Source organism: Saccharopolyspora soli (assembly GCF_022678645.1).
Classification (GTDB): domain Bacteria; phylum Actinomycetota; class Actinomycetes; order Mycobacteriales; family Pseudonocardiaceae; genus Saccharopolyspora; species Saccharopolyspora soli.
Genome location: NZ_JALBWV010000031.1, coordinates 16,841 through 36,265, shown reverse-complemented (window position 1 = coordinate 36,265; position 19,425 = coordinate 16,841). Strand labels below are relative to the sequence as shown.

Sequence of the window (19,425 nt, the reverse complement as noted above, 5' to 3'; positions counted from 1 at the left end):
CGCACACGCCTTCACCTCAGCCGATCATCCAATCAGATGAATCGGATCGGCACTTGGACTGCGTGGCAGACCGATCGGTTCCGGTCGGGCGATCGCGAAGTGCGGGCCGGGACCACTCACTCCGACGGCCCCGCGAAAGCTGTGTTCGGGACGAGCCGGGGCAACCGCCGCTGGATCAGCCCTCGGTGACGAACGGGCTGGACGCGACCTCGGTGCCGTCCTTGAGCGCGGTGATCTCGAAGTCGCTGAAGACGTTCGGCGCGGCCTTCTGCAACTGCCGGAGGCACTCGATGGCGAGGGCGCGGATCTCGACGTCGGCGTGCTCGGAGGCGCGCATCGCGATGAAGTGCCGCCACGCCCGGTAGTTCCCGGAGACCACGATCCGGGTCTCGGTCGCGTTGGGCAGCACCGAACGAGCCGCCTGCCGCGCCTGCTTGCGGCGCAGCGTCGCCTTCGGCTCGTCGGCGAACTTCTCCTCCAGCGCGGTCAGCAGCTCGGTGTAGGCGGCCACGCTGGCCTCGGCGGCCTTGACGAACTTCTCGTGCAGTTCCGGGTCCTCGGCGATGACGTCCGGCTCGACCATCGCGGCGTGGCGCTCCGGCACGTACCGCTGCGAGAGCTGCGAGAAGGAGAAGTGCCGGTGCCGGATCAGCTCGTGGGTCAGCGAGCGGGACATCCCGGACAGGTAGAACGTCACCGTGCCGTGCTCCAGCACGGACAGGTGCCCGACCTCCAGGATGTGCCGCAGGTATCCGGCGTTGGTGGCGGTCGCCGGGTTGGGCTTGCGCCAGGACTGGTAGCACGCGCGACCGGCGAACTCGGCCAGCGCCTGCCCGCCGTCGGCGTCAGTCGACCAGTCCACGTCCTCCGGCGGGAAGAACTCGGTCTTGCCGATGAGCTGCACTTTCGGCCGCACGATCTCGGTCACGACGGCGAACCCCTTTCCTGCTCCGCACGGCGGTCGACGACTGCCGCGAGCGACTCCCCGGTATGTGCATCGAGCGTAACCGGCGGGCCCGACAAGATCCCATGACGCCAGATGACACTATCGAGTCATTGCATGACGTCATGGATAGCGTCATAGTGGCGTCATGGATCTGAACCCGTACATCGACCAACTTCGCGAGGACCTGACCTCCGCCGCCTCCGCCGGGGACGACCAGACCCGGCAGACCGCAGCGGTGCTGTCCGCCGCGATCGAGCCAGCCGCGCGACTGGCGATCATGAACGCACTCTCCGATCTGGCCGCGGAGGTGACGACCCAGCTCGACGGCCAGGTCGTCGACATCCGGCTCGACGGCCGCGACGTCCGGGTGGTGGTCAGCGGTGGCTCCACGCCGTCCACGGTGGAGGACGAAGCTGAGCCACCACCACCGCCACCGAGCGGCGAGAGCGGCGACATCAGCCGCATCACGCTGCGCCTGCTCGAAGAAATCAAGACGCAGGCCGAACAGGCCGCCGCCACCCAGGGCGTCTCGTTGAACACCTGGGTCGCCCAGGCAGTGCAGGGTGCGCTGCACACCGGACGGTCGCGTGGTCCGTGGGATCACCCGCGGCAGCGGCACGGCGGCCGACCATGGGGACCGCCCGGCAGCGCGCGCGGCCGGTGGCGCGGCGAACCCGGCTCGCGCGTGCGCGGCTGGGTCCAGGGCTGAGGACCTGCCGTTGAAGTGGCGTCAGCCGCTGCGGTTCGAGACTCGCTCGCGCCGCGGTTCTCGGGCGTCGTCCCGCGAGGACAGCACCGACGAGCACGTACCGGGAGTGCCACCTCGCAACGACGTCCGAGGTTCCGCCGCCGCGACGTGAACCAGGTACAGGGAACGAGTTTGAGGGGAACGCGATGACGAACGACGAGACCACGGGCCCCGGCCCCACCGAGCCCGAGGATTGGCGGGGCGCGGAGGAGCAGCTGGCCGAACTGGTGCGCAGCCAGGACTTCGACACGGCCGGGCCGATCCGCGTCGACATCGGCAACAGCCTGGGGCCGGTGGTGGTCGAGTTGGCCGAGACCGCGATCACCCACGTCGAGGTCCGGCACGATCCGGCTGCCAGCGGTCCGGACTGGCGCAGCGGGTTGACCGGACTGCTGAGCTGGGTCACCGAGCAGTTCGGCGAGGCCGGGATCCGCACCGGTGGCGAAGCCGACCGCGGCCGCTTGCCGCGGGAGCCGATCGCCGAAGCGGTGCGGCGGACGCGGATCGACCTGACCGGCAACCGGCTCGCCATCCGGACCCCGGCGAACGCCCCGCTGCGCAACATCCCGCTCTCGGTCAAGGTGCGCGCTCCGCTGGATTCGGAGGTGGGCGTGCACACCAGTTCCGGCGAGGTGAACGTCACCGGGACGGCCGGGCGGATCAACGTCCAGGCCGGTTCCGGCGCGATCTCCATCGATCGGGCCGAAGATCGGGCCACGGTTCGGTCCGGCTCCGGTCAGCTCCGGCTCGGCACGATGGCCGGTGGCGTGCATGCGCGCAGCGGCACCGGCGACATCGAGGTCGGGGCGATCGGCGCGGCGTCGTCGGTGGCCACCGGCAGCGGAAACGTCTGGCTCGGCACTGTCTCCGGTGATGTGCTGGTGCGATCCGGCAGCGGTGACTTGACGGTCGCGGACGCGTCGGCCGGGCAGGTGGAGCTGATCACCGGTTCCGGCGAGTTGCAGGTGTCGATCCACCGCGGGACGACCGCGGAGGTCGATCTCACCTCGTCCACCGGCACCGCGAGCAGCGACCTGGTGGTGTCCGACGAAGCCCCGGATGAAGAGCCGAAGCTGCGAATCTTCGGCCGGACAGGAACTGGTGATGCCATATTGACGACTACTACCTGAGCGCCGACGAGAGCCGGATGGCGTCGATGGATCCACCGAGAAGTAGCCGATCCATCGACGCATCCCACGCACGTCGCGGTGATCGGTCAGGTTTCGTCACCGAACTCGTGTGGCGGCACCATCGCCTGCGCGTCGACGCCCTTGGACCACAACCCGATCATGAAGGCCGTGGTGGCTTCTAACAGCGCCGCGCGCTCCAGCGAGCCCCCGTCAGCTGGTTCGCAGCCGATATCGGTCACCAACGACCGAACGGTTGCGACGGCGTCCGGATTGTCGCCGCACAGCGGCACTACCAGTGGTCGACCGTCGAAAACCGGTGGCGTCAGCCGCCAAACCGATTCGTGACAGGCGTTGAACGCCTTCACCACGTGCGCTCCGGGTGCCAGTTCGGTGATCCGTTCCGCCATCGACGAGCTGCCGTCCGGGGTGTCGAGAGTGAACCGGTCGAACGCGACCACGTTGGTGCAGTCGATCAGCACCTTGTCCCGGAACGCCCCGGACTCGGCGCCAGCGCTCGACAGCACCTCGGCAACCGCTGGGGCGTGCACAGCGACCAGGACCACCTCGCCGAACTCAGCGACGTCGGCCCATGTTCCGGTTCGCGCGGTTGGCCCGATCCGTTCGGCGAGCGCTCGGGCCTTCGCCGGGGTGCGGCCGCTCACCATCACGTCGTGACCGGAACGGGTCCACTGTGTACCGAGCGCGTCGGCCATGTTGCCCGCACCGAGAATTCCGATTCGCATCGAATTTCCCTCGCTATCGCTTGGGTGACCAATAGGTGTCACCGGACGTTAGGCGCGCCGATAGGTACCGAACGGTGCTTGACTACAGGGCAAGATGGGGCGTGCGCAGGTGAGGAGATGCCGATGAACCAGGAATTCCCCGCGAACGGCGACTTCCTCGCCGACTGCCGGGCGCGGCTGGCGTTCGACCTGGTCGCCAACACGTGGAACCCGGTGGTGCTCTGGGCGCTGCGCGGCGGGCCGTTGCGACCTGTTGATCTGCGGCGGCGCATCGGCGGAATCCGCACGAAGGTGCTTGCGGAGACGCTGCGCCGACTCCAGTACAACGGGCTGATCGCCCGGTGCAGCTACCGGGAGGCGCCGCCTCGGGTCGAGTACCGGCTGACCGGGCTAGGTGAAAGCCTGCTCGGTCCGATCGGCGCCCTCGGCGAGTGGGGATTCCAGCACGGCGACGCCGTCATGGCGGCCCAGGAAGAAGCAGAAGACGCCCGCGCCAGCTGAGAGCCACTATCCGCAGCGGGACGGCACGGCAGCTTTGGTGTTGCCGGGCACCATCATCGGCGCACAGCGCTGGTGAGCGGCACGGCTAGGTCTCCCCTGTCGCCGACCACGACGTCGTCCAGGCCCAGCCAGGAGGCCATGTCGCGAAGGGCGGCGGAGAGTTCGAGCGTCACCTCTCCCGCATCGCGGCCGGGTTCGAGGAAAGCGCCGGGCACCCGCAGTACCCCAGCAGCGCGATCGGCTTTCAGATCGACGCGGGCCACTAGTTCACCGCCCAGGAGGAAAGGAAAGACGTAGTAGCCGTACTGCCGCTTGGCTTCGGGGACGTAGATCTCGATGCGGTAGCGGAAGTCGAAAAGCCGTTCGGCGCGGGAACGTTCCCAGATCAACGGGTCGAACGGACAGAGCAGGGCACGACCGGTGATCTTCCTCGGGATGCGGGCCGCCGTGTGGCGGTATGCGGACTGCCGCCAGCCGTGCACGGTGACCGGCTCCAGCACGCCGTCCTCGACGAGTTCGGCCACGGCCTGCTGGGACTGCGCAGGCGAAAGCCGGTAGTAATCGCGCAGGTCCGGTTCGGTGGCGACGCCGAGGGCATGCGCGGAACGTTCCACCAACCCGCGGATCGCCTCGTCGTCGTCCGGTTCGTCCGCGAGCACGTGCGCGGGCAGCACTCGTTCGGGCAATTCGTAGAGGCGTTCGAAACCGCGCCGGGTGCCGGTGGTCAACTCGCCCATCGCGAACAGCAGTTCGCAGGCGCGTTTCGTGTCGCTGCGGTTCCACCACGTGCCGCGCCCACGACGTTGGTCGCCACCGAGTTCGCGTTCCAGGCTGCCCGCGCCGATCGGCCCGAGTTCCTTGACCGCGGTCAGCACGTCGTCGATGAGCTGGGGCGAGCGTTCCAGCAGTTCGCGGCTTCGGCGCCGCCAAGCGCCGCCGTACTCCCGCATGCGCCACCGCAGCAGCGGCCAGTCCTCGACCGGGATGAGCGACGCCTCGTGCGCCCAGTACTCCACCAGCAGCCGCGGTTGCCGCGCCCGGTGCGACCAGGCCGCCGCGTCGACGAGATCCGCCGAGTAGGCACCGAGTCGGCTGAACAACGGCATGTAGTGGGCACGGACGGCCACGTTGACCGAATCCAACTGCAGGAGCTTGGTGCGGGACAGGGCTCGCTGCAGGTGTCGGCGGGTCACCTCACCGCGCGGTGGTGGATCGGCGAAGCCCTGGGCGCCCAGGGCCAGTCGGCGCGCGGTGTCACGGCTCATGGTCTGCACCCGCCCGATCGTGCCAGCCACCCCCGACAAACCCGATGCGGCGTCCGATCGCAGCAACGGCACCGGCATCCCGCGTGGCTGCGGGCGGCCGGTTCGGTGACCGGTCGGGCACGTTAGGTTGTCGCCATGGCTGAAGCCGACGTGCGAGTCGCGGTGCCATCCGATGCTGCCGAGATCGCTCGAATCCAGCTGACGACTTGGCGTACCGCGTACACCGAACTGTTGCCGCCTGCGGTGCTGGAAGGTTTGGACAGCGCGGAGACCGAGCAGCAGTGGCACCAGACCCTGACGAGCGGCCCGGCTGCGGTGTTGGTCGCGACGGAAGGTCCCTGGATCGTGGGATTCTGCGCGGCTGGTCCGGCACCGGAGGCCGAAATGGCGGCGGCTGACGGCGCAGTGCCGCCGGATGCACCCGAAGTCGCGCTGGTCAGCGCTCTGCTGGTGGAGCCGCGCTGGGGACGGCGCGGCCACGGTGGGCGGTTGCTGGGGGCCATGGCGCGGCGGCTGGTAGCCGACGGCGCCACGCGGGGCATCACGTGGGTGCCGGAAGCCGACACGGCGTCAATGGCCTTTTTCCGCAGTGCGGGCTGGGCTCCGGACGGTACGGTACGCACATTGGACGCCGGGGGTCGGCCGCTGCGGGAGTTGCGGCTGTCGGGCCCGCTGGAATTGCAGTTCGAGAATTGATGAACATCGGCTACGCCCGCCCGATCAAGGCGCGCGTGGGTTGTAGCCTCTTCGCCAACTGGTCCGAACGCTGGGAGCGATCGTGCTGACCGTGATCGGGTTGCTGTCCACCACCTTCGGGGTGTCGGTGGCGTCCGCGCTGCTCCCGTTGATCAGCATCGAACTGTTCGCGATCGGTCTGGTGCTCAAAGGACCGGACATCCCGTGGTGGTTGTTGGCCGTGGTCATCGCTACCGGCCAGATCGGTGGGAAGCTGCTGCACTACTACGCGGCACGCGGCGTGATCCGGCTACCCCGGATGCTCCGGCGCAAGAGCGAGGGCAAGGGCCGGTGGCGCGCGTGGCTGGAGAAGTTCCGGGAGAACTGCCACCGACGCCCGGTGTGGACCGGAGCGGTGTTGCTGATCAGCGCACTCGCGAGTCTGCCGCCGTTCGCCGCGGTCGCGGTGATCGCGGGCTGGGCCAAGGTTCCGGTGACCACGTTTCTGATCACCGGCTTCGTCGGTCGCTTCATCCGTTTCGGTGCACTCGCGATCGCACCAGGAGTAGTCATCGGCTGGCTCTGACCGAGCTGCCAGCGGCGAATTTCACCAAAAGTTTGAAATCTCGAATCCGGCAGGAAATCTCCTGTATCGCCGAAAAATCGGGTCAGATGTCTTCCCCGATGCGGAATACCGTTGTCACGGGAGCCAGTTCCGCCAAAACCAACAGCGGTTCGCCCGGACCAGCTCTGGTTCCTGTTGTCGTGGAAACCGCGCAACCGCTCGGCCCACTCAGCTTGCACCGCCGAAACCGCATGCCGCTGCTGCGAGGTCTGCGGCGCGCCGGGATGGTGGGCGCTCTCAGACGTCGTCTCGCGGGGATCGGCCTGACGTGGTGGGGCACGTCCGGGATCCCGCAGCGGGACGACGTCTGAGATCCCGCCGCCCGCACTGCGACGCAGGACGAGCGCGAGGGCTTCGGCGAAACCGCCGGTCGCCTGGAGCGTCAGGTCAGTCCCAGTCGGCCCGGTACGCCGCTGATCGAATCGATCAGGCCGAGGACCGGGACGCCCAGCGGCGCGAAGGTCCACTTGTTGTTCAGGTCTCTGGTGTCTGGTTCGTCGACGACCGCGACCCCGTCCTGCTGCGGGGCCTCGGCGAGGGCCGCCGGGCCGGTGCTCAACAAAGCTGCCCCGGCCAGCAACGATGCGGTGAGGGCGCGGCATGCGATCCGGTTCATGAAAAGCATCCTTTCGGTTGTCTCGAAGATTCCGATTCGGGAAGTCCCACCCGCTCGGGAAGCCGCACGAGCTGCGGTCCGCGCGGGCTAGCCGCCCAGCAGGCCGACGATCGGCTGCAGCAGTTGGGTGGGCAACTGGACCGTCGGGCCCAGCACCGCTCCCAGGTCGACGCCGGGCAGGACCCAGATCGGCTCAGCGGCGGCGACTCCGCCGGTCAGCAAGCAGGCCGTGAGCGCGACTGCGGCCGTTGCGGCGAATCGGTAGCTCGATTTCGACAAGGTTCCTCCTTCTTCTTGTGCTCCACCTGGTTTCGAGGTGAAGATCAGCAGACCGAGTCGGACGGTTTGGGATTGGTGAGTCCGAACAACGGACGCAGCGCGACTCCGGCGTAGGTGCCGATGATGGCCATCGCGCCCCACAACCAGCCGTGCAGGCTGAACGAGGCCACGCCCGAGAAGTAGGCGCCGATGTTGCAGCCACCGGCGAGCCTGGCGCCGAGTCCCATGAGCACGCCGCCGAGCACTGCGCCGACCGCGAGCTTCCACGGGATCTGGCGGTGCAGGGTGAACGCTCCGGCGAGTGCGGCCGCGATGAGCGCGCCGATCATGATGCCGAAGTCCATCACCGAAATCCGGTCGGTGAGCACGGAAGCCGAGAGCTTCGCGGCATTCTCCGGCACGCTCCAGAACTGGGAACCCGAGATGTCGATGCCGACCCACGCCAGGATCTTGGCGCCCCACAAACCGAATGCCGACGTGATACCCCAGGCGTGCCCGGAGACGAACAAGGTCAGCGCGTTGAGCCCGGCGAGCAGCAACGCTCCGACCCACAACGGCCAGGAGCCGCGCAGCGCTCGAAGCACACCCCGCTCGGTCGGTGGTTCTTCGGTCGGCGGTGGGTTTCGGCGACGCTCGATCAGCAGCGATCCGCCGAAGATGCCACCGATGATCACCAGCGAGATGAGCACACCACCGACGTAGCCGAGCGGGGTGTCGGCGAGCGACACGGTGGGCCCGGTGCGTTGCAGAAGCGCGATCCAGTCGGCGATGAAGGCGCTCGCGACCGAACCGGCAATAAAGCCGCCGAGGGTGAACAGGATCGCGGACTGCCCACTACCCACTGCGAACAGCGTCCCGGACGCGCACGAGCCACCGACCTGCATGCCCACGCCGAACAGGAAGGCGCCCAGCACCACGCCGAGCCCGGCGGGCGCCACGGTTCCTTCCGGCGTCCCGGAAAGGCTCACGCCGCTGCCGAGCAACACGGCGAAAAGCAGGCACGCGGCTCCCAGCATCAGCATGTGCGCGCGAATCGCTCGGCCCTGGCCGACGGTCACCAGCTGCCGCCAAGCCGAGGTGAACCCGAACCGCGAGTGGAACAGCACGAGCCCCAACGCGAGTCCGAGCCCGTACAACACGGTGAGCTTCCACCCAGCGGCGTTGTTGACGGCCAAGCCCACCACAACGGCGACCGCGATCCCGACCGCGACGACGCCGCGCTGGGCGGGCGGCGCCTGCACCGGCGGAACGACCGGACGCGACACGTCCACGACAGCCATACGCACTCCTACTTCTGGGGGCTGTGCGCGAAATCGCGCATCAGCCGGGTGAAAGGGGGCCGGTGATCGCGACGATGGTGCCTTGCGGGATCCATTGGCCGACGGCGGAACTCCCGTGCTGGTGGTTGGCCATCCGCATCACGTCCACTTGGGCCGATGCGTAGATCGCGACCTCGCCGGTGAGGTTCTCCTGGCGCGCTGCCAACCAGCGGCGGAATCCGGCCAGCGAGGGCGGTTCGCCGCCGAATCCGCTGGCCACCGCCATGCCGTAGGTGAGCGAGCGCTGGTCGCGGGGGTCGAAGCGCAGCGGGATCGACGATCCCGCCACCGAGTTCACCACCGGGCCGTGCAGCAACCACGGGGCGAGGTGAACGCCGTAGAGGTAGCTCGCGGAACTGAGCACCTCCGCGGCACGTGACCACCCGGACACCACGACCAGCGCGCCGCCCGGATCGTCGCGCACCGCCAGTCCTCGTTGCTGTGCCTGGGAAATCACGACTTCAGCCGCAGCTCGTGCGCGCGGCGAATCGTCCCCGACGACGTTGATCGACGGCACCGCCGCGGAGGCCAGGTATCCGACCAGTTTCCGCAGCGCATCGTCGTCCTCAGTGGACAATTCCGTCGCCGGGCAGCGGTCGAGCTGCGCCGCGGATCCGGCCACGATCCCGCCCAACGCGGCGCTCGCGCACTCCGGCCCGTCGGCTCCGACAGCAGCTGGCAGGGTTGGCAGTTCGCCGGTGTCGACGTCCACCGAGCCTTGCTCAGCGCCGCGACGCACCACGAAATCGCTGCGCCCAGCTGGCAGTTCGACCTCGGCCCAGGTGCCCGAACTGCCCGGCTTGGGCACCGCGCGGGCGATTCGACCGCTGGCTTCCACGGCGACGTCCAGACCGGCGCTCTCCGGGAAGTGGACCAGGTTGCGGCCCGGTCGATGGGGGCTGACCAGCACCGGTGTCCCGGCCGCCGACGCGAGCCGGGGCACGCCGGGCACCGGTAGGTCGTGCGGCCGCGGAATGCCGGGCAGCGCGGTCCACGCGATGACCGCGATCAGCACACCCACCGCACCAAACCGATAAACCCGCCGCAGGTCGCGGACCACTGCGGTCAGCACCAGCACGGCCAACGACGCCACGACGAGCCCGACCAGCACCAGGCCGTAGGTGCTGTCCACCAAGCGCCGGTCGAGCAGACCGGACAGCAGGAACTGCCCGATACCGGCCCCGGCCAGCGCCAACGCGGCGGTCAGGGCCACCGGCCCCGGTCGCAGTCCGCTGTCGTCCCGCCAGGACCCGACGGCGAAACCGAACCAAACCACCGCGACGGCCGCGAACACGGTGTCCGAGAAGAACGCGAGCGACGAATGCCCGAGCCCGGCCTCGGCGATCAACAGCAGTGCCAGCCCGAACCCGAGATAGGTGACCCCGGCCCGCCAGCGCAAGAAGATCGGCACCGCCAGCGCGAGCACCGCGTGCGCCACGGCGAAACCAACGTTGATGTCGAGCGCGAAGGCGGACCACGCGCTGACGGCGGCAGCGACACCACCAGCAACCCAGGCCAGCCAGGTCGGCACCGCTACGACCGCTCGCAGCAGGCCGATACCGGCGACAAGGGCGGTGCTCGTCAGCAGGAGCACCCGCAGCACCAAGGCCAACAGATCCACACTGGACACCCCGGTGTGGGCGTGCATGTTCTCCATCGCCACCCGCGTTCTCGTCGCTTATCTCTGATCGTTTGTCTTTGATCGCTTGTCTTTTGAAGCGGCGAAGCCGCTTAGCCCACCTCCCCAACCGGCGCCGCCGCGGGTTCTCAGACGTCGTCTCGCGAGGAAAGCCCCGAGGACATACATGATGTCGGGGATCCCACAGCGAGACGGCGTCTGAGATTCCGCTACCCGCACCGCCACGCAAAGCGAGTCCGGAGACTGCAATTTCCGGTGCGGTCTACTTGACGTCGGAGTCGGCGACTACGAACAGCTCCGAGTGCGGCTTGGCGTTGCCGAACTCCCCGTGCGGCCAGGACCGCCGGTTGAAGTCGACTCCGACCTCGCCGGTCACCTCATCGCGGAACGCGTCGTCGACCGACACCGAACCGTCCGGACCGAGGTGCAGGACGTTGACCTTGTGGTCACCGTCCAAACCGGACCGAGCCACGAAGTAGTTGGACACCGCCAACCGCCGCGGCTGCGATGTCTCCTGGTAGAGGCCGTCCGGGCCGAGCACGAAGTTGTCGTACGCGCCCCAGTGCGGTCCGGCACCCGGCTGCCCCGGGTTGATCGGGGCGGCGCCGGCCAGCGTCGGGCAGTCGGCCTCGGCGCCGCCGTACTCGGCTTCCTGCTTGGTGTCGATCGAGCACTGGTAGCCGTCGCCCGCCCCAACCAGCTTGGAGATGTCCAGCACGTAGACACCACCGGTGGTGCCGGGGTCGTCCGGGCCGAACGTGCCCGGCTGGCGTCCCACGATCGCCCGGTACAGGAACCGGTCGTCAGGGCTGGTCTGGATCCAGCCGCCGTTGGAGCTGCCTCCGTTGCGGTCGTTGGCCGCGTCGAAGCCGGGGTTGGCCGTGCCGTCGTCGAACACCTGCCGCCAGTGCGGCTCGGGCGCGGTGATGTCAGGCGTGTAGAAGACCGCACCGCCCTGCATGGTCTGGGCGAAGGCGCCCTTGTGACCGGGGAGGTTGGTGACGGTCGTCTCCATCACCGCGCGGCTTTCCTGGTGCAGCGGGTCGGCCGGGTCGCCGCGCGGCCCGTCGGGCAGGTAGGACACCGCCTTCAGCTTCGGGTGGTTGCGGTCAGAGATGTCCCAGGTGCGCACCGTGGGCCGCCGCAGGTACGGCGAGGGTGCTTTCACCGGGTCCAGGATGATGTTGCGGGGTTCGACGTAGTCGGCGGTCACCAGCGTGTTCAGGTCCTCGCGGGCCTGGATGCCGTGCGGGTTGGCGCAGGTCGGCTGGCCGATCGTCGGCAGGTTCGCGCACAGCTTCGCGTTGTCGCCGCCCGGAGTCGCCGCTGGGGACTGCGACAGCACCTTGGCGTTCTCGTCGAACCGCACGACTTCACCGGGGCTTCCGGCGAAACCGTTGCCGATATGCACCGAGCCGTCGTCGTACCGGTACGGACCCGGCGCGACCGGACCGCCCATGTAGGTCGCGTACGCCGTGCCGTCCTTGAGCACCCAGTACGCGTCCGGAACCGAGCCGCCGAGCGTTTGCGACGGCAGGCTGATGCCTTTCAGCTTCACGTTCGGCAACTCCGCCACGTCGAAGGCGTAGGTGGCCGCGCCGAACAATGCGCCCGCGTAAATGGTGTCGCCCTTGTGCCACACGTATTGCATGTGGTGCGGCTCGTTTTCCACCAGCGGCCCGACGGTGATGGTGTTGACCACCTGGCCGTAACCGGGTGATCCGGGGGTCGCGTCGATGACCGCGAGGAAGTCCGGGCCGGGCGCGGCATTGGCGACTTTGCCGAGTCCGCCGCCGAGCGAGCCCGGCAGGTTCCGCACATCGGGCACCACGGTGTCCGCGATGTTCTCGTCACCGGCCCAGACCAACAGCCATTCCTTGCGCTTGCCGTCCGATTGCGACTTCTCCAGCGCACTTTTCACCACATGGTTGGTGACCGAGTAATCCTTGCCGTCGGCGCCTTTGATGGATTGGGTGGAAACTTCGACGTCCGCGTAGGCGTCCTGCACCGGTAGCGTGACCGCGCCGACCGCCAGCAGCAGGGCGGCCAGGCCGGTCGGCACTCTTCGAAATCTAATCTTCATTCGTGCTCCGAGATTCCGTGGAAATACCCGACTGGCGGCACGCCGGAACGCCACCGAACCGCGCACTGGAGCACGCGGCATCAACGGAGAAAACGGCCGTGCCGTGAGGAACACATCGGACCGGGAGAACCAGCGTTGGTGCGCCGAAGCCCGGTTCCGCGAAAGGCGAGCTCTAACGAACGCAACAGAGAGCGCTGGCCTGCTGCACCAAATCAACATGCAGGCGAGCCACTAGCGTGGCGAACCTAGACATGGCAGAAATGATCGGGATCGCCGGGCGCGCTGTCAATGGACCAACCACTTGGTGAGATCGCGGAGTAATCGTTACCCGAAAAGCGCAGCACGCGAGGGGCGTTCACCCGGAAAGCGGTAGAGGAGTTAACACAGCACGACTACCTTGCCGCGACCGCATGCGAATTCGCGGCAAACCGCGCCGAGCAAATTCGAGTCGTTCTCGTCACGCGAAAACGCGTCACCGCGCCGGGTCTTCGCGCTCCAGCTCGATCGCGCGGCGCATCGCCTTGCGGCCGCGATTCCGATCGCCAGCCAAGTCGTATGCCTGCGCCAGCGCGAACCACCGCCGCCAGTCCTGCGGTGCGGCTTCGAGTTCGGCCTGCTTCTCGTCGAACCACTCATCGGCAGCCGCCCGCTCGACGCGGCCCGAGGGCCGCCGCGGCAGGTGCGAAACATCCGGCAGCGCGTCCTCGTCGTAGAGCCGCCGCGCGAGCCGTTCGGTGTTCGCCCCGAACCGGAGCTGGTCGACGACCAGCACGGCACCGAGCACCGGCAGCACCATGATCGCCAGACCCAGCGCGATGAACACCGGCTGCCCGCTGACGATCATGGTGACCGCGCGGTCCCCCATGAGCACCAGGTAGACGAGCAGCACGATGGCGACCACGAACGCGGACGTCCGCGCGTTCATCAGCCTGCGCTGCTCAGCCACTCAGATCCCCAGCAGGACGTCGAGGCCGACGGTCAGGCCGGGCCGGGTGCCCACCTCGCGGATCCCGAGCAGCACGCCCGGCATGAACGAGCTGCGGTCGTAGGAGTCGTGCCGGATCGTCAGGGTTTCGCCCTCGGTGCCGAAGAGCACCTCCTGGTGCGCGACCAGACCGGTCATCCGCACCGAGTGCACCCGCACGCCCTCGACAGCGGCGCCGCGGGCGCCGTCGAGTTCCTTGGTCGTCGCGTCCGGCACAGCGCCCAGATCGGCCGCGGCGCGCGCCTGTGCGATCACCTGCGCGGTGCGCGCGGCGGTCCCGGACGGGGCGTCGGCCTTCTTCGGGTGGTGCAGTTCGACGATCTCCACGGACTCGAAGAACTTCGCGGCCAGTTCGGCGAACCGGATCGACAGCACCGCGCCGATCGCGAAGTTCGGCGCGACCAGCACCCCGACCTCCGGGCGGTCGGCCAGCCACGACCGGACGGTGTCCAGTTCCGTCGTGCCGAGCCCGCTGGTGCCGACCACCACGTGGATGCCGTTTTCGACGCAGAAGCGGATGTTGTCCAGCACCGCGTCGGGATGGGTGAAGTCGACGGCGACTCGCGCGCCAGCGTCGACCAGCCCGGTCAGGCCGTCTTCGAGGTCGATCGCGGCGACCAGTTCGGTGTCGAGTGCCTCGCCGACGGCGCGAACCGCCTCGGACCCCATCCGCCCTCGGGCACCCAGCACGCCGACCTTGATCGGGCTGTTCACGTACCTTCAACCTCCCCAAACCGAACCGTCGAGCTGCCCCGAGTCTATGCACCAGCGTTTTTCACGAGGTGAAGGGCACCTTCGACCGACTAAGCCGGTCAAAGGTGCCCTTCACTCAGCCTCGATCGGGTGGTCAGGCACCGTCGGGGAGGTCCGCCGGGGAGGCGTACGGGCCGACCACCGCGGTGGTGAGCGGGCGGCGCAGGAGTTCGGCCGCGAGCTCCGCCACGTCCTCGGTGGTGACCGCGTCGATGCGTTCCAGGGTCTGCTCGACGGTGTAGTGCCTGCCGTAGTTCAGCTCGGTCTTGCCGATCCGGCTCATCCGCGAGGCGCTGTCCTCCAAGCCGAGCACCAGGCCGCCGCGCAACTGCCCACGACCGCGATCCACCTCGTCCTCGGTCAACCCGTCGGCCGCCACCCCGGCGAGCACGCCGCGAATCACCGTCGCGACCTCGCCGAGGCGATCCGGGGCGCAACCGGCGTACACCGAGAACGTTCCGGCGTCGGAGTACGCCGTGGTGGCCGAGTAAACCGAGTAGGCCAGCCCGCGCCGTTCTCGGACCTCCTGGAACAGCCGCGAACTCATGCCGCCGCCGAGCGCCGCGTTGAGCACCCCGAGCGCGAACCGGCGCTCGTCGTGGCGGTCGAAGCCGCGGCAGCCCAGCAGCAGGTGCGCCTGTTCAGTGTCGTCGCTGTGCAGCACCAGCGGCTTCTGCTGCGGTAGCCGGGCCCGTCCCATGCGCGGCGGCGCAGGCCGCACGTCGCCGTCCAGCCGGTCGCCCAGCGCCTTCCGCAGCAGCCGCAGCACCCGGCCGTGCTCCACGTTCCCGGCCGCGGCGATGACCATCTTCGGCATCTCGTAGCTGCGGCGGTAGAAACCGTGCACCCGCGCCCGAGTCATGTTGCCGATGGAGTCCTCGGTGCCCAACACCGAGCGGCCCAGCGGGTGGTCGCCGAGCAGGGCCGAGGTGAACAGTTCGTGCAGCAGGTCCTCGGGATCGTCGTCGCGCATCGCGATCTCCTCCAGGACCACGCTGCGCTCGACGTCCACATCGGACCTCGCGTTCACCGCGTCGAAGACGACGTCGCAGAGCATGTCGATGGCCAGCGGCAGATCCCGGTCCAGCACGTGCGCGTAGTAGCAGGTGTGCTCCTTGGACGTGAAGGCGTTCAGCTCGCCACCGACCGTGTCGATCTGCTGCGCGATGTCCACGGCGGTGCGCTTCGCGGTGCCCTTGAACAGGAGGTGCTCCAAGTAGTGCGCGGCCCCGGCCTGCGGCCGCGCCTCGTCGCGCGAGCCCACCGCGACCCAGATCCCGACGGAGGCCGATCGGACTCCGGGCACGGGTTCGGTGACCACCCGTAGCCCGCCCGGCAACACCGTGCGCCGCACCGCCGCGTCGCCGCTGCGACCGAGGACTCGGGTGGTTCCCGGACGTTGCAGGTGCCCGGCACGCATCTCGTTCTGCTGCTTCATGTCCCTTTTGGTCTCATCGCGAGGTCGTGAGTGTTCATGGTCGTCCCAACGACCATTGCCACTCACGACAATACGGCCCGCCCCGGAGAACCGGGACGGGCCGCATCGGACAGTGCGTCACGCTCGGGTCACTGCGCCGACGTCTCGGCCTCCGGCTGGGCTTCGCCCTCGGCCTTCTCGGCCTCGTCGCTGATCAGCACCAGGCTGATCTTGCCGCGGCTGTCGATGTCGGCGATCTCCACGCGCAGCTTGTCGCCGACGTTGACCACGTCCTCGACCTTGCCGATGCGCTTGCCGTTGCCCAGCTTGGAGATGTGCACCAGGCCGTCCTTGCCCGGCAGCAGCGAGACGAACGCGCCGAAGGCCGCGGTCTTGACCACGGTGCCCAGGAAGCGCTCGCCGACCTTCGGTAGCTGCGGGTTGGCGATCGCGTTGATCTTGTCGATGGCGGCCTCGGCGGACGGGCCGTCGGCGGCGCCGACGTAGATCGTGCCGTCGTCCTCGATGGTGATCTCCGCGCCGGTCTCCTCGGTGATCGAGTTGATCATCTTGCCCTTCGGGCCGATGACCTCGCCGATCTTGTCCACCGGGATGCTGATGGAGGTCACCCGCGGGGCGTGCGGGCTCATCTCGTCGGGCTTGCCGATCGCCTCGGCCATCACTTCCAGGATGGTGAACCGGGCGTCACGGGCCTGGCCGAGCGCCTGGGCCAGCACCTCGGACGGGATGCCGTCGAGCTTGGTGTCCAGCTGCAGCGCGGTCACGAAGTCCTTGGTACCGGCGACCTTGAAGTCCATGTCGCCGAAGGCGTCCTCGGCGCCCAGGATGTCGGTCAAGGCCACGTAGTGGGTCTTGCCATCCACTTCATCGGACACCAGGCCCATCGCGATACCGGCCACCGGAGCCTTCAGCGGCACACCCGCGTTCAGCAGCGACAGCGTCGAGGCGCACACCGAGCCCATCGAGGTGGAGCCGTTGGAGCCCAGCGCCTCGGAGACCTGCCGGATCGCGTACGGGAACTCCTCGCGCGACGGCAGCACCGGCATCAGCGCCCGCTCGGCCAGCGCGCCGTGGCCGATCTCGCGCCGCTTGGGGCTGCCGACCCGGCCGGTCTCACCGGTCGAGTAGGGCGGGAAGTTGTAGTGGTGCATGTACCGCTTCGTCGTCTCCGGGGACAACGAGTCGATGGTCTGCTCCAGCCGCAGCATGTTCAGCGTCGACACGCCCAGGATCTGGGTCTCGCCGCGCTCGAACAGCGCCGAGCCGTGGGCCCGCGGGATCACCCCGATCTCGGCGGACAGGCTGCGGATGTCGGTCAGGCCGCGGCCGTCGATGCGGACCTGGTCGCGGATGATCCGCTGCCGCACCAGCTTCTTGGTCAGCGACCGGAACGCCGCGCCGATCTCCTTCTCGCGGCCCTCGAACGGCTGGCCCTCGTCGGTGCCGACCTTGTCCAGCACCGCGGCCTTGATCTCGTCGAGGCGGTTCTCCCGCTCCTGCTTACCGGCGATCTTCAGCGCCTCGGCCAGCTCGGCGGAGACGGCCTGCTCGACGGCGGTGAAGGCGTCCTCGGCGTAGGCCGGGAACACCGGGAACTCCTGGACGGCCTTGGCAGCGGCGCCCGCGAGCTGCTGCTGCGCGTGGCACAGGGTCCGGATGAACGGCTTGGCGGCCTCCAGACCGGCGGCGACGACCTCCTCGGTCGGTGCCTGGGCACCACCGGCGACCAGCGCGACAGTCTTATCAGTGGCCTCGGCCTCCACCATCATGATCGCCACGTCGTCGCCGACGATGCGACCCGCGACGACCATGTCGAACACGGCCCGCTCCAGCTGCTCGTGGGTGGGGAAGGCCACCCACTGGCCGTCGATCAGCGCCATCCGCGTGCCACCGATCGGGCCGGAGAACGGCAGCCCGGACAGCTGGGTGGACGCCGACGCGGCGTTGATCGCCAGCACGTCGTAGAGGTCACCCGGCGCCAGGCTCATGACGGTGACGACGACCTGGACCTCGTTGCGCAGGCCGTCCACGAAGGACGGGCGCAGCGGCCGGTCGATCAGCCGACAGGTCAGGATGGCGTCGGTGGAGGGGCGGCCCTCCCGGCGGAAGAACGAGCCGGGGATGCGGCCCGCGGCGTACATCCGCTCCTCGACGTCGACGGTCAGCGGGAAGAAGTCGAAGTGCTCCTTCGGCTGCTTGGACGCCGTGGTGGCGGACAGCAGCATGGTTTCGTCGTCGAGGTAGGCGACGACGCTACCGGCGGCCTGCTTGGCCAGTCGGCCGCTCTCGAAGCGGACGGTGCGAGTCCCGAACGCGCCGTTGTCCAGCACGGCGGTGGCTTCGTACACGCCCTCGTCGATCGACTGGGGTTCAGTCAAGGTTGACTCCTCATGGTCACGAGGCCCACGGCAGGAGCATCCGGGTCGTGGTCCGACGAGGCCGGCCATCGATCGAAGCCCCCGGGGAACGTCTGCTTGCGACGCCTCACCCGGCGGCCACTACCGAGGACCGGCGGACGCCTGTCCGGTGCCTGCCACCGTGAGCACTCTTCAGTTGCGACGGCGTCCAACGCCGTCCGTCCTTCAATGCACCGGGGGGAGCGGCCCCGTTGGCCACTCCCCCCGGTGTCCGTCAACGACGCAGACCGAGTCGCTGGATCAGCGAACGGTAGCGTTCGATGTCCACCTTGGTCAGGTAGTTGAGCAGTCGGCGGCGACGGCCGACCATCAGCAGCAGACCACGACGCGAGTGGTGGTCGTGCTTGTGCTGCTTGAGGTGCTCGGTCAGCCCGATGATCCGCTTGGTCAGCAGGGCCACCTGGGCCTCCGGCGAACCGGTGTCGCCGTCCTTCAGGCCGTACTCGGCCAGGATCTGCTTCTTCTCTTCAGTGGACAACGCCACGAGTTGACTCTCCTTCAAAACGTCCCGTGCCAGCTGCACCCGACCGGAAGGCCAGGTGGGCAGGTCGAAGATCATCGACCGGATTTCGGCCACCACGGACTGCAGCCGCTCCACCGGCCAGGATAACAGGGCAACCCACTCGTACTGGGTCAGCCCGACGACTCGTGGGTTACCGCCACGCGGTGCACCGTCCGGTACACCCGAGCACCTTCCCGCAGGTCACTGCACACCACGGTGAGTTCGCGCGACTGCCACCACGGCCCGGCGTAGCCCGCGAACAGTCCGGGCAGCAGCTCCCGGTCCGCGCGTCCGGCCGCCCACCTGGCGATGGTCAGATGCGCTCGGTAGTCGCGTGGATCACCACCGGCCGCACGCACCAGTGCGCGCAGCGTGGTGTCGTCGGTGTCGGTGGCCGCTTCGACACCGATCCACAGCACACCGCGGAACGTCCCGGCGCCCGCCAACCGGAGGCGCGGCGGCGCCGGGTCGGTCGCCAGCAGCCGGGCGACGCGGCGTTCCAGCCGGTCGGTCACGTGCTGCTGATCGGCGTCGTCGCCGTGGAAGCACAGCGTCAGGTGCCAGTGCTGCGGCGTGGTGAACCGGAACTTTCGCAGCCCGGCCGTGGCCTCGGTGACCAGCTCCGGATCGAGGCGGTCGACCGTCGACGCCAGGTGCCGCACTGCCTCCTCGGACGGCCACAACGCCGTGAACAGGCGCACGCTCCACCCCCTGCCGATCACGCTCGTGAGTGCACAACCGGGCTGGAGCCCGGTTACGCA

The 19,425-nt window shown here is 68.7% G+C and carries 19 protein-coding genes; 5 read left to right on the top strand and 14 right to left on the bottom strand.

Going from position 1 to position 19,425, the window contains the following annotated elements; genetic code table 11:
* Window positions 1–175: 175 nt before the first annotated feature.
* On the bottom strand, window positions 176–928 hold the full coding sequence (thyX, locus tag MOQ72_RS23190) for an FAD-dependent thymidylate synthase (RefSeq protein ID WP_242187475.1): 753 nt from the start codon (window positions 926–928) through the stop codon (window positions 176–178).
* A 163-nt stretch (window positions 929–1,091) separates the two neighbouring features.
* On the opposite strand from thyX, the gene MOQ72_RS23185 reads away from it, so the two are divergent.
* Window positions 1,092–1,655 carry a toxin-antitoxin system HicB family antitoxin gene (locus MOQ72_RS23185; RefSeq protein ID WP_242187474.1) on the top strand — a complete coding sequence of 188 codons (564 nt, stop codon included), beginning with the start codon at window positions 1,092–1,094 and terminating at the stop codon, window positions 1,653–1,655.
* 185 nt (window positions 1,656–1,840) lie between these two features.
* The gene (locus tag MOQ72_RS23180) at window positions 1,841–2,824 is read left to right on the top strand and encodes a DUF4097 family beta strand repeat-containing protein (protein WP_242187473.1); all 984 of its coding nucleotides are present in this window, start codon (window positions 1,841–1,843) and stop codon (window positions 2,822–2,824) included.
* A gap of 86 nt (window positions 2,825–2,910) precedes the next feature.
* Here the strand turns inward: MOQ72_RS23180 and MOQ72_RS23175 are convergent, their stop codons facing one another.
* Window positions 2,911–3,567 carry an NADPH-dependent F420 reductase gene (locus tag MOQ72_RS23175; protein WP_242187472.1) on the bottom strand — a complete coding sequence of 219 codons (657 nt, stop codon included), beginning with the start codon at window positions 3,565–3,567 and terminating at the stop codon, window positions 2,911–2,913.
* A 123-nt stretch (window positions 3,568–3,690) separates the two neighbouring features.
* Here MOQ72_RS23175 and MOQ72_RS23170 point away from each other — a divergent pair, with 123 nt between their 5' ends.
* Window positions 3,691–4,068 (top strand): winged helix-turn-helix transcriptional regulator, encoded by a 378-nt coding sequence (locus tag MOQ72_RS23170; protein ID WP_242187471.1) that lies wholly within the window; start codon window positions 3,691–3,693, stop codon window positions 4,066–4,068.
* Window positions 4,069–4,121: 53 nt separating this feature from the next.
* Here the strand turns inward: MOQ72_RS23170 and MOQ72_RS23165 are convergent, their stop codons facing one another.
* Window positions 4,122–5,342 carry a winged helix-turn-helix domain-containing protein gene (locus MOQ72_RS23165; RefSeq protein WP_242187578.1) on the bottom strand — a complete coding sequence of 407 codons (1,221 nt, stop codon included), beginning with the start codon at window positions 5,340–5,342 and terminating at the stop codon, window positions 4,122–4,124.
* Between the two features lie 126 nt (window positions 5,343–5,468).
* Between MOQ72_RS23165 and MOQ72_RS23160 the strand changes: the two genes are divergently transcribed.
* Window positions 5,469–6,029 carry a GNAT family N-acetyltransferase gene (locus MOQ72_RS23160; protein ID WP_242187469.1) on the top strand — a complete coding sequence of 187 codons (561 nt, stop codon included), beginning with the start codon at window positions 5,469–5,471 and terminating at the stop codon, window positions 6,027–6,029.
* A gap of 82 nt (window positions 6,030–6,111) precedes the next feature.
* Window positions 6,112–6,594, top strand: a complete 483-nt coding sequence (locus MOQ72_RS23155) for a VTT domain-containing protein (RefSeq protein ID WP_242187468.1) — start codon at window positions 6,112–6,114, stop codon at window positions 6,592–6,594.
* A 421-nt stretch (window positions 6,595–7,015) separates the two neighbouring features.
* Here MOQ72_RS23155 and MOQ72_RS23150 read toward each other — a convergent pair whose 3' ends face one another.
* The 11 genes from MOQ72_RS23150 to thpR form a co-directional block, all read right to left on the bottom strand.
* Window positions 7,016–7,249 carry a hypothetical protein gene (locus MOQ72_RS23150; RefSeq protein ID WP_242187464.1) on the bottom strand — a complete coding sequence of 78 codons (234 nt, stop codon included), beginning with the start codon at window positions 7,247–7,249 and terminating at the stop codon, window positions 7,016–7,018.
* 87 nt (window positions 7,250–7,336) lie between these two features.
* The gene (locus tag MOQ72_RS23145) at window positions 7,337–7,528 is read right to left on the bottom strand and encodes a hypothetical protein (protein ID WP_242187462.1); all 192 of its coding nucleotides are present in this window, start codon (window positions 7,526–7,528) and stop codon (window positions 7,337–7,339) included.
* Between the two features lie 44 nt (window positions 7,529–7,572).
* A complete protein-coding gene (locus MOQ72_RS23140; RefSeq protein WP_242187461.1) occupies window positions 7,573–8,808 on the bottom strand; it encodes a YeeE/YedE family protein in 1,236 nt (411 codons plus the stop codon).
* Between the two features lie 40 nt (window positions 8,809–8,848).
* A complete protein-coding gene (locus MOQ72_RS23135; RefSeq protein ID WP_242187576.1) occupies window positions 8,849–10,504 on the bottom strand; it encodes a hypothetical protein in 1,656 nt (551 codons plus the stop codon).
* Between the two features lie 244 nt (window positions 10,505–10,748).
* On the bottom strand, window positions 10,749–12,569 hold the full coding sequence (locus MOQ72_RS23130) for a selenium-binding family protein (protein WP_242187457.1): 1,821 nt from the start codon (window positions 12,567–12,569) through the stop codon (window positions 10,749–10,751).
* 472 nt (window positions 12,570–13,041) lie between these two features.
* The gene (locus tag MOQ72_RS23125) at window positions 13,042–13,494 is read right to left on the bottom strand and encodes a hypothetical protein (protein WP_242187574.1); all 453 of its coding nucleotides are present in this window, start codon (window positions 13,492–13,494) and stop codon (window positions 13,042–13,044) included.
* A gap of 21 nt (window positions 13,495–13,515) precedes the next feature.
* Complete coding sequence (gene dapB, locus MOQ72_RS23120) at window positions 13,516–14,268, bottom strand: 4-hydroxy-tetrahydrodipicolinate reductase (RefSeq protein WP_242187455.1); 753 nt, start codon at window positions 14,266–14,268, stop codon at window positions 13,516–13,518.
* A gap of 133 nt (window positions 14,269–14,401) precedes the next feature.
* Window positions 14,402–15,745: a M16 family metallopeptidase gene (locus tag MOQ72_RS23115; protein WP_242187450.1), complete on the bottom strand. Its 1,344-nt coding sequence runs from the start codon at window positions 15,743–15,745 to the stop codon at window positions 14,402–14,404.
* Between the two features lie 128 nt (window positions 15,746–15,873).
* On the bottom strand, window positions 15,874–18,123 hold the full coding sequence (locus MOQ72_RS23110) for a polyribonucleotide nucleotidyltransferase (RefSeq protein WP_242187448.1): 2,250 nt from the start codon (window positions 18,121–18,123) through the stop codon (window positions 15,874–15,876).
* Between the two features lie 253 nt (window positions 18,124–18,376).
* Complete coding sequence (gene rpsO, locus MOQ72_RS23105; protein ID WP_242187573.1) at window positions 18,377–18,646, bottom strand: 30S ribosomal protein S15; 270 nt, start codon at window positions 18,644–18,646, stop codon at window positions 18,377–18,379.
* A 149-nt stretch (window positions 18,647–18,795) separates the two neighbouring features.
* On the bottom strand, window positions 18,796–19,365 hold the full coding sequence (gene thpR / locus MOQ72_RS23100; RefSeq protein ID WP_242187447.1) for an RNA 2',3'-cyclic phosphodiesterase: 570 nt from the start codon (window positions 19,363–19,365) through the stop codon (window positions 18,796–18,798).
* Between the last annotated feature and the right edge of the window lie 60 nt (window positions 19,366–19,425).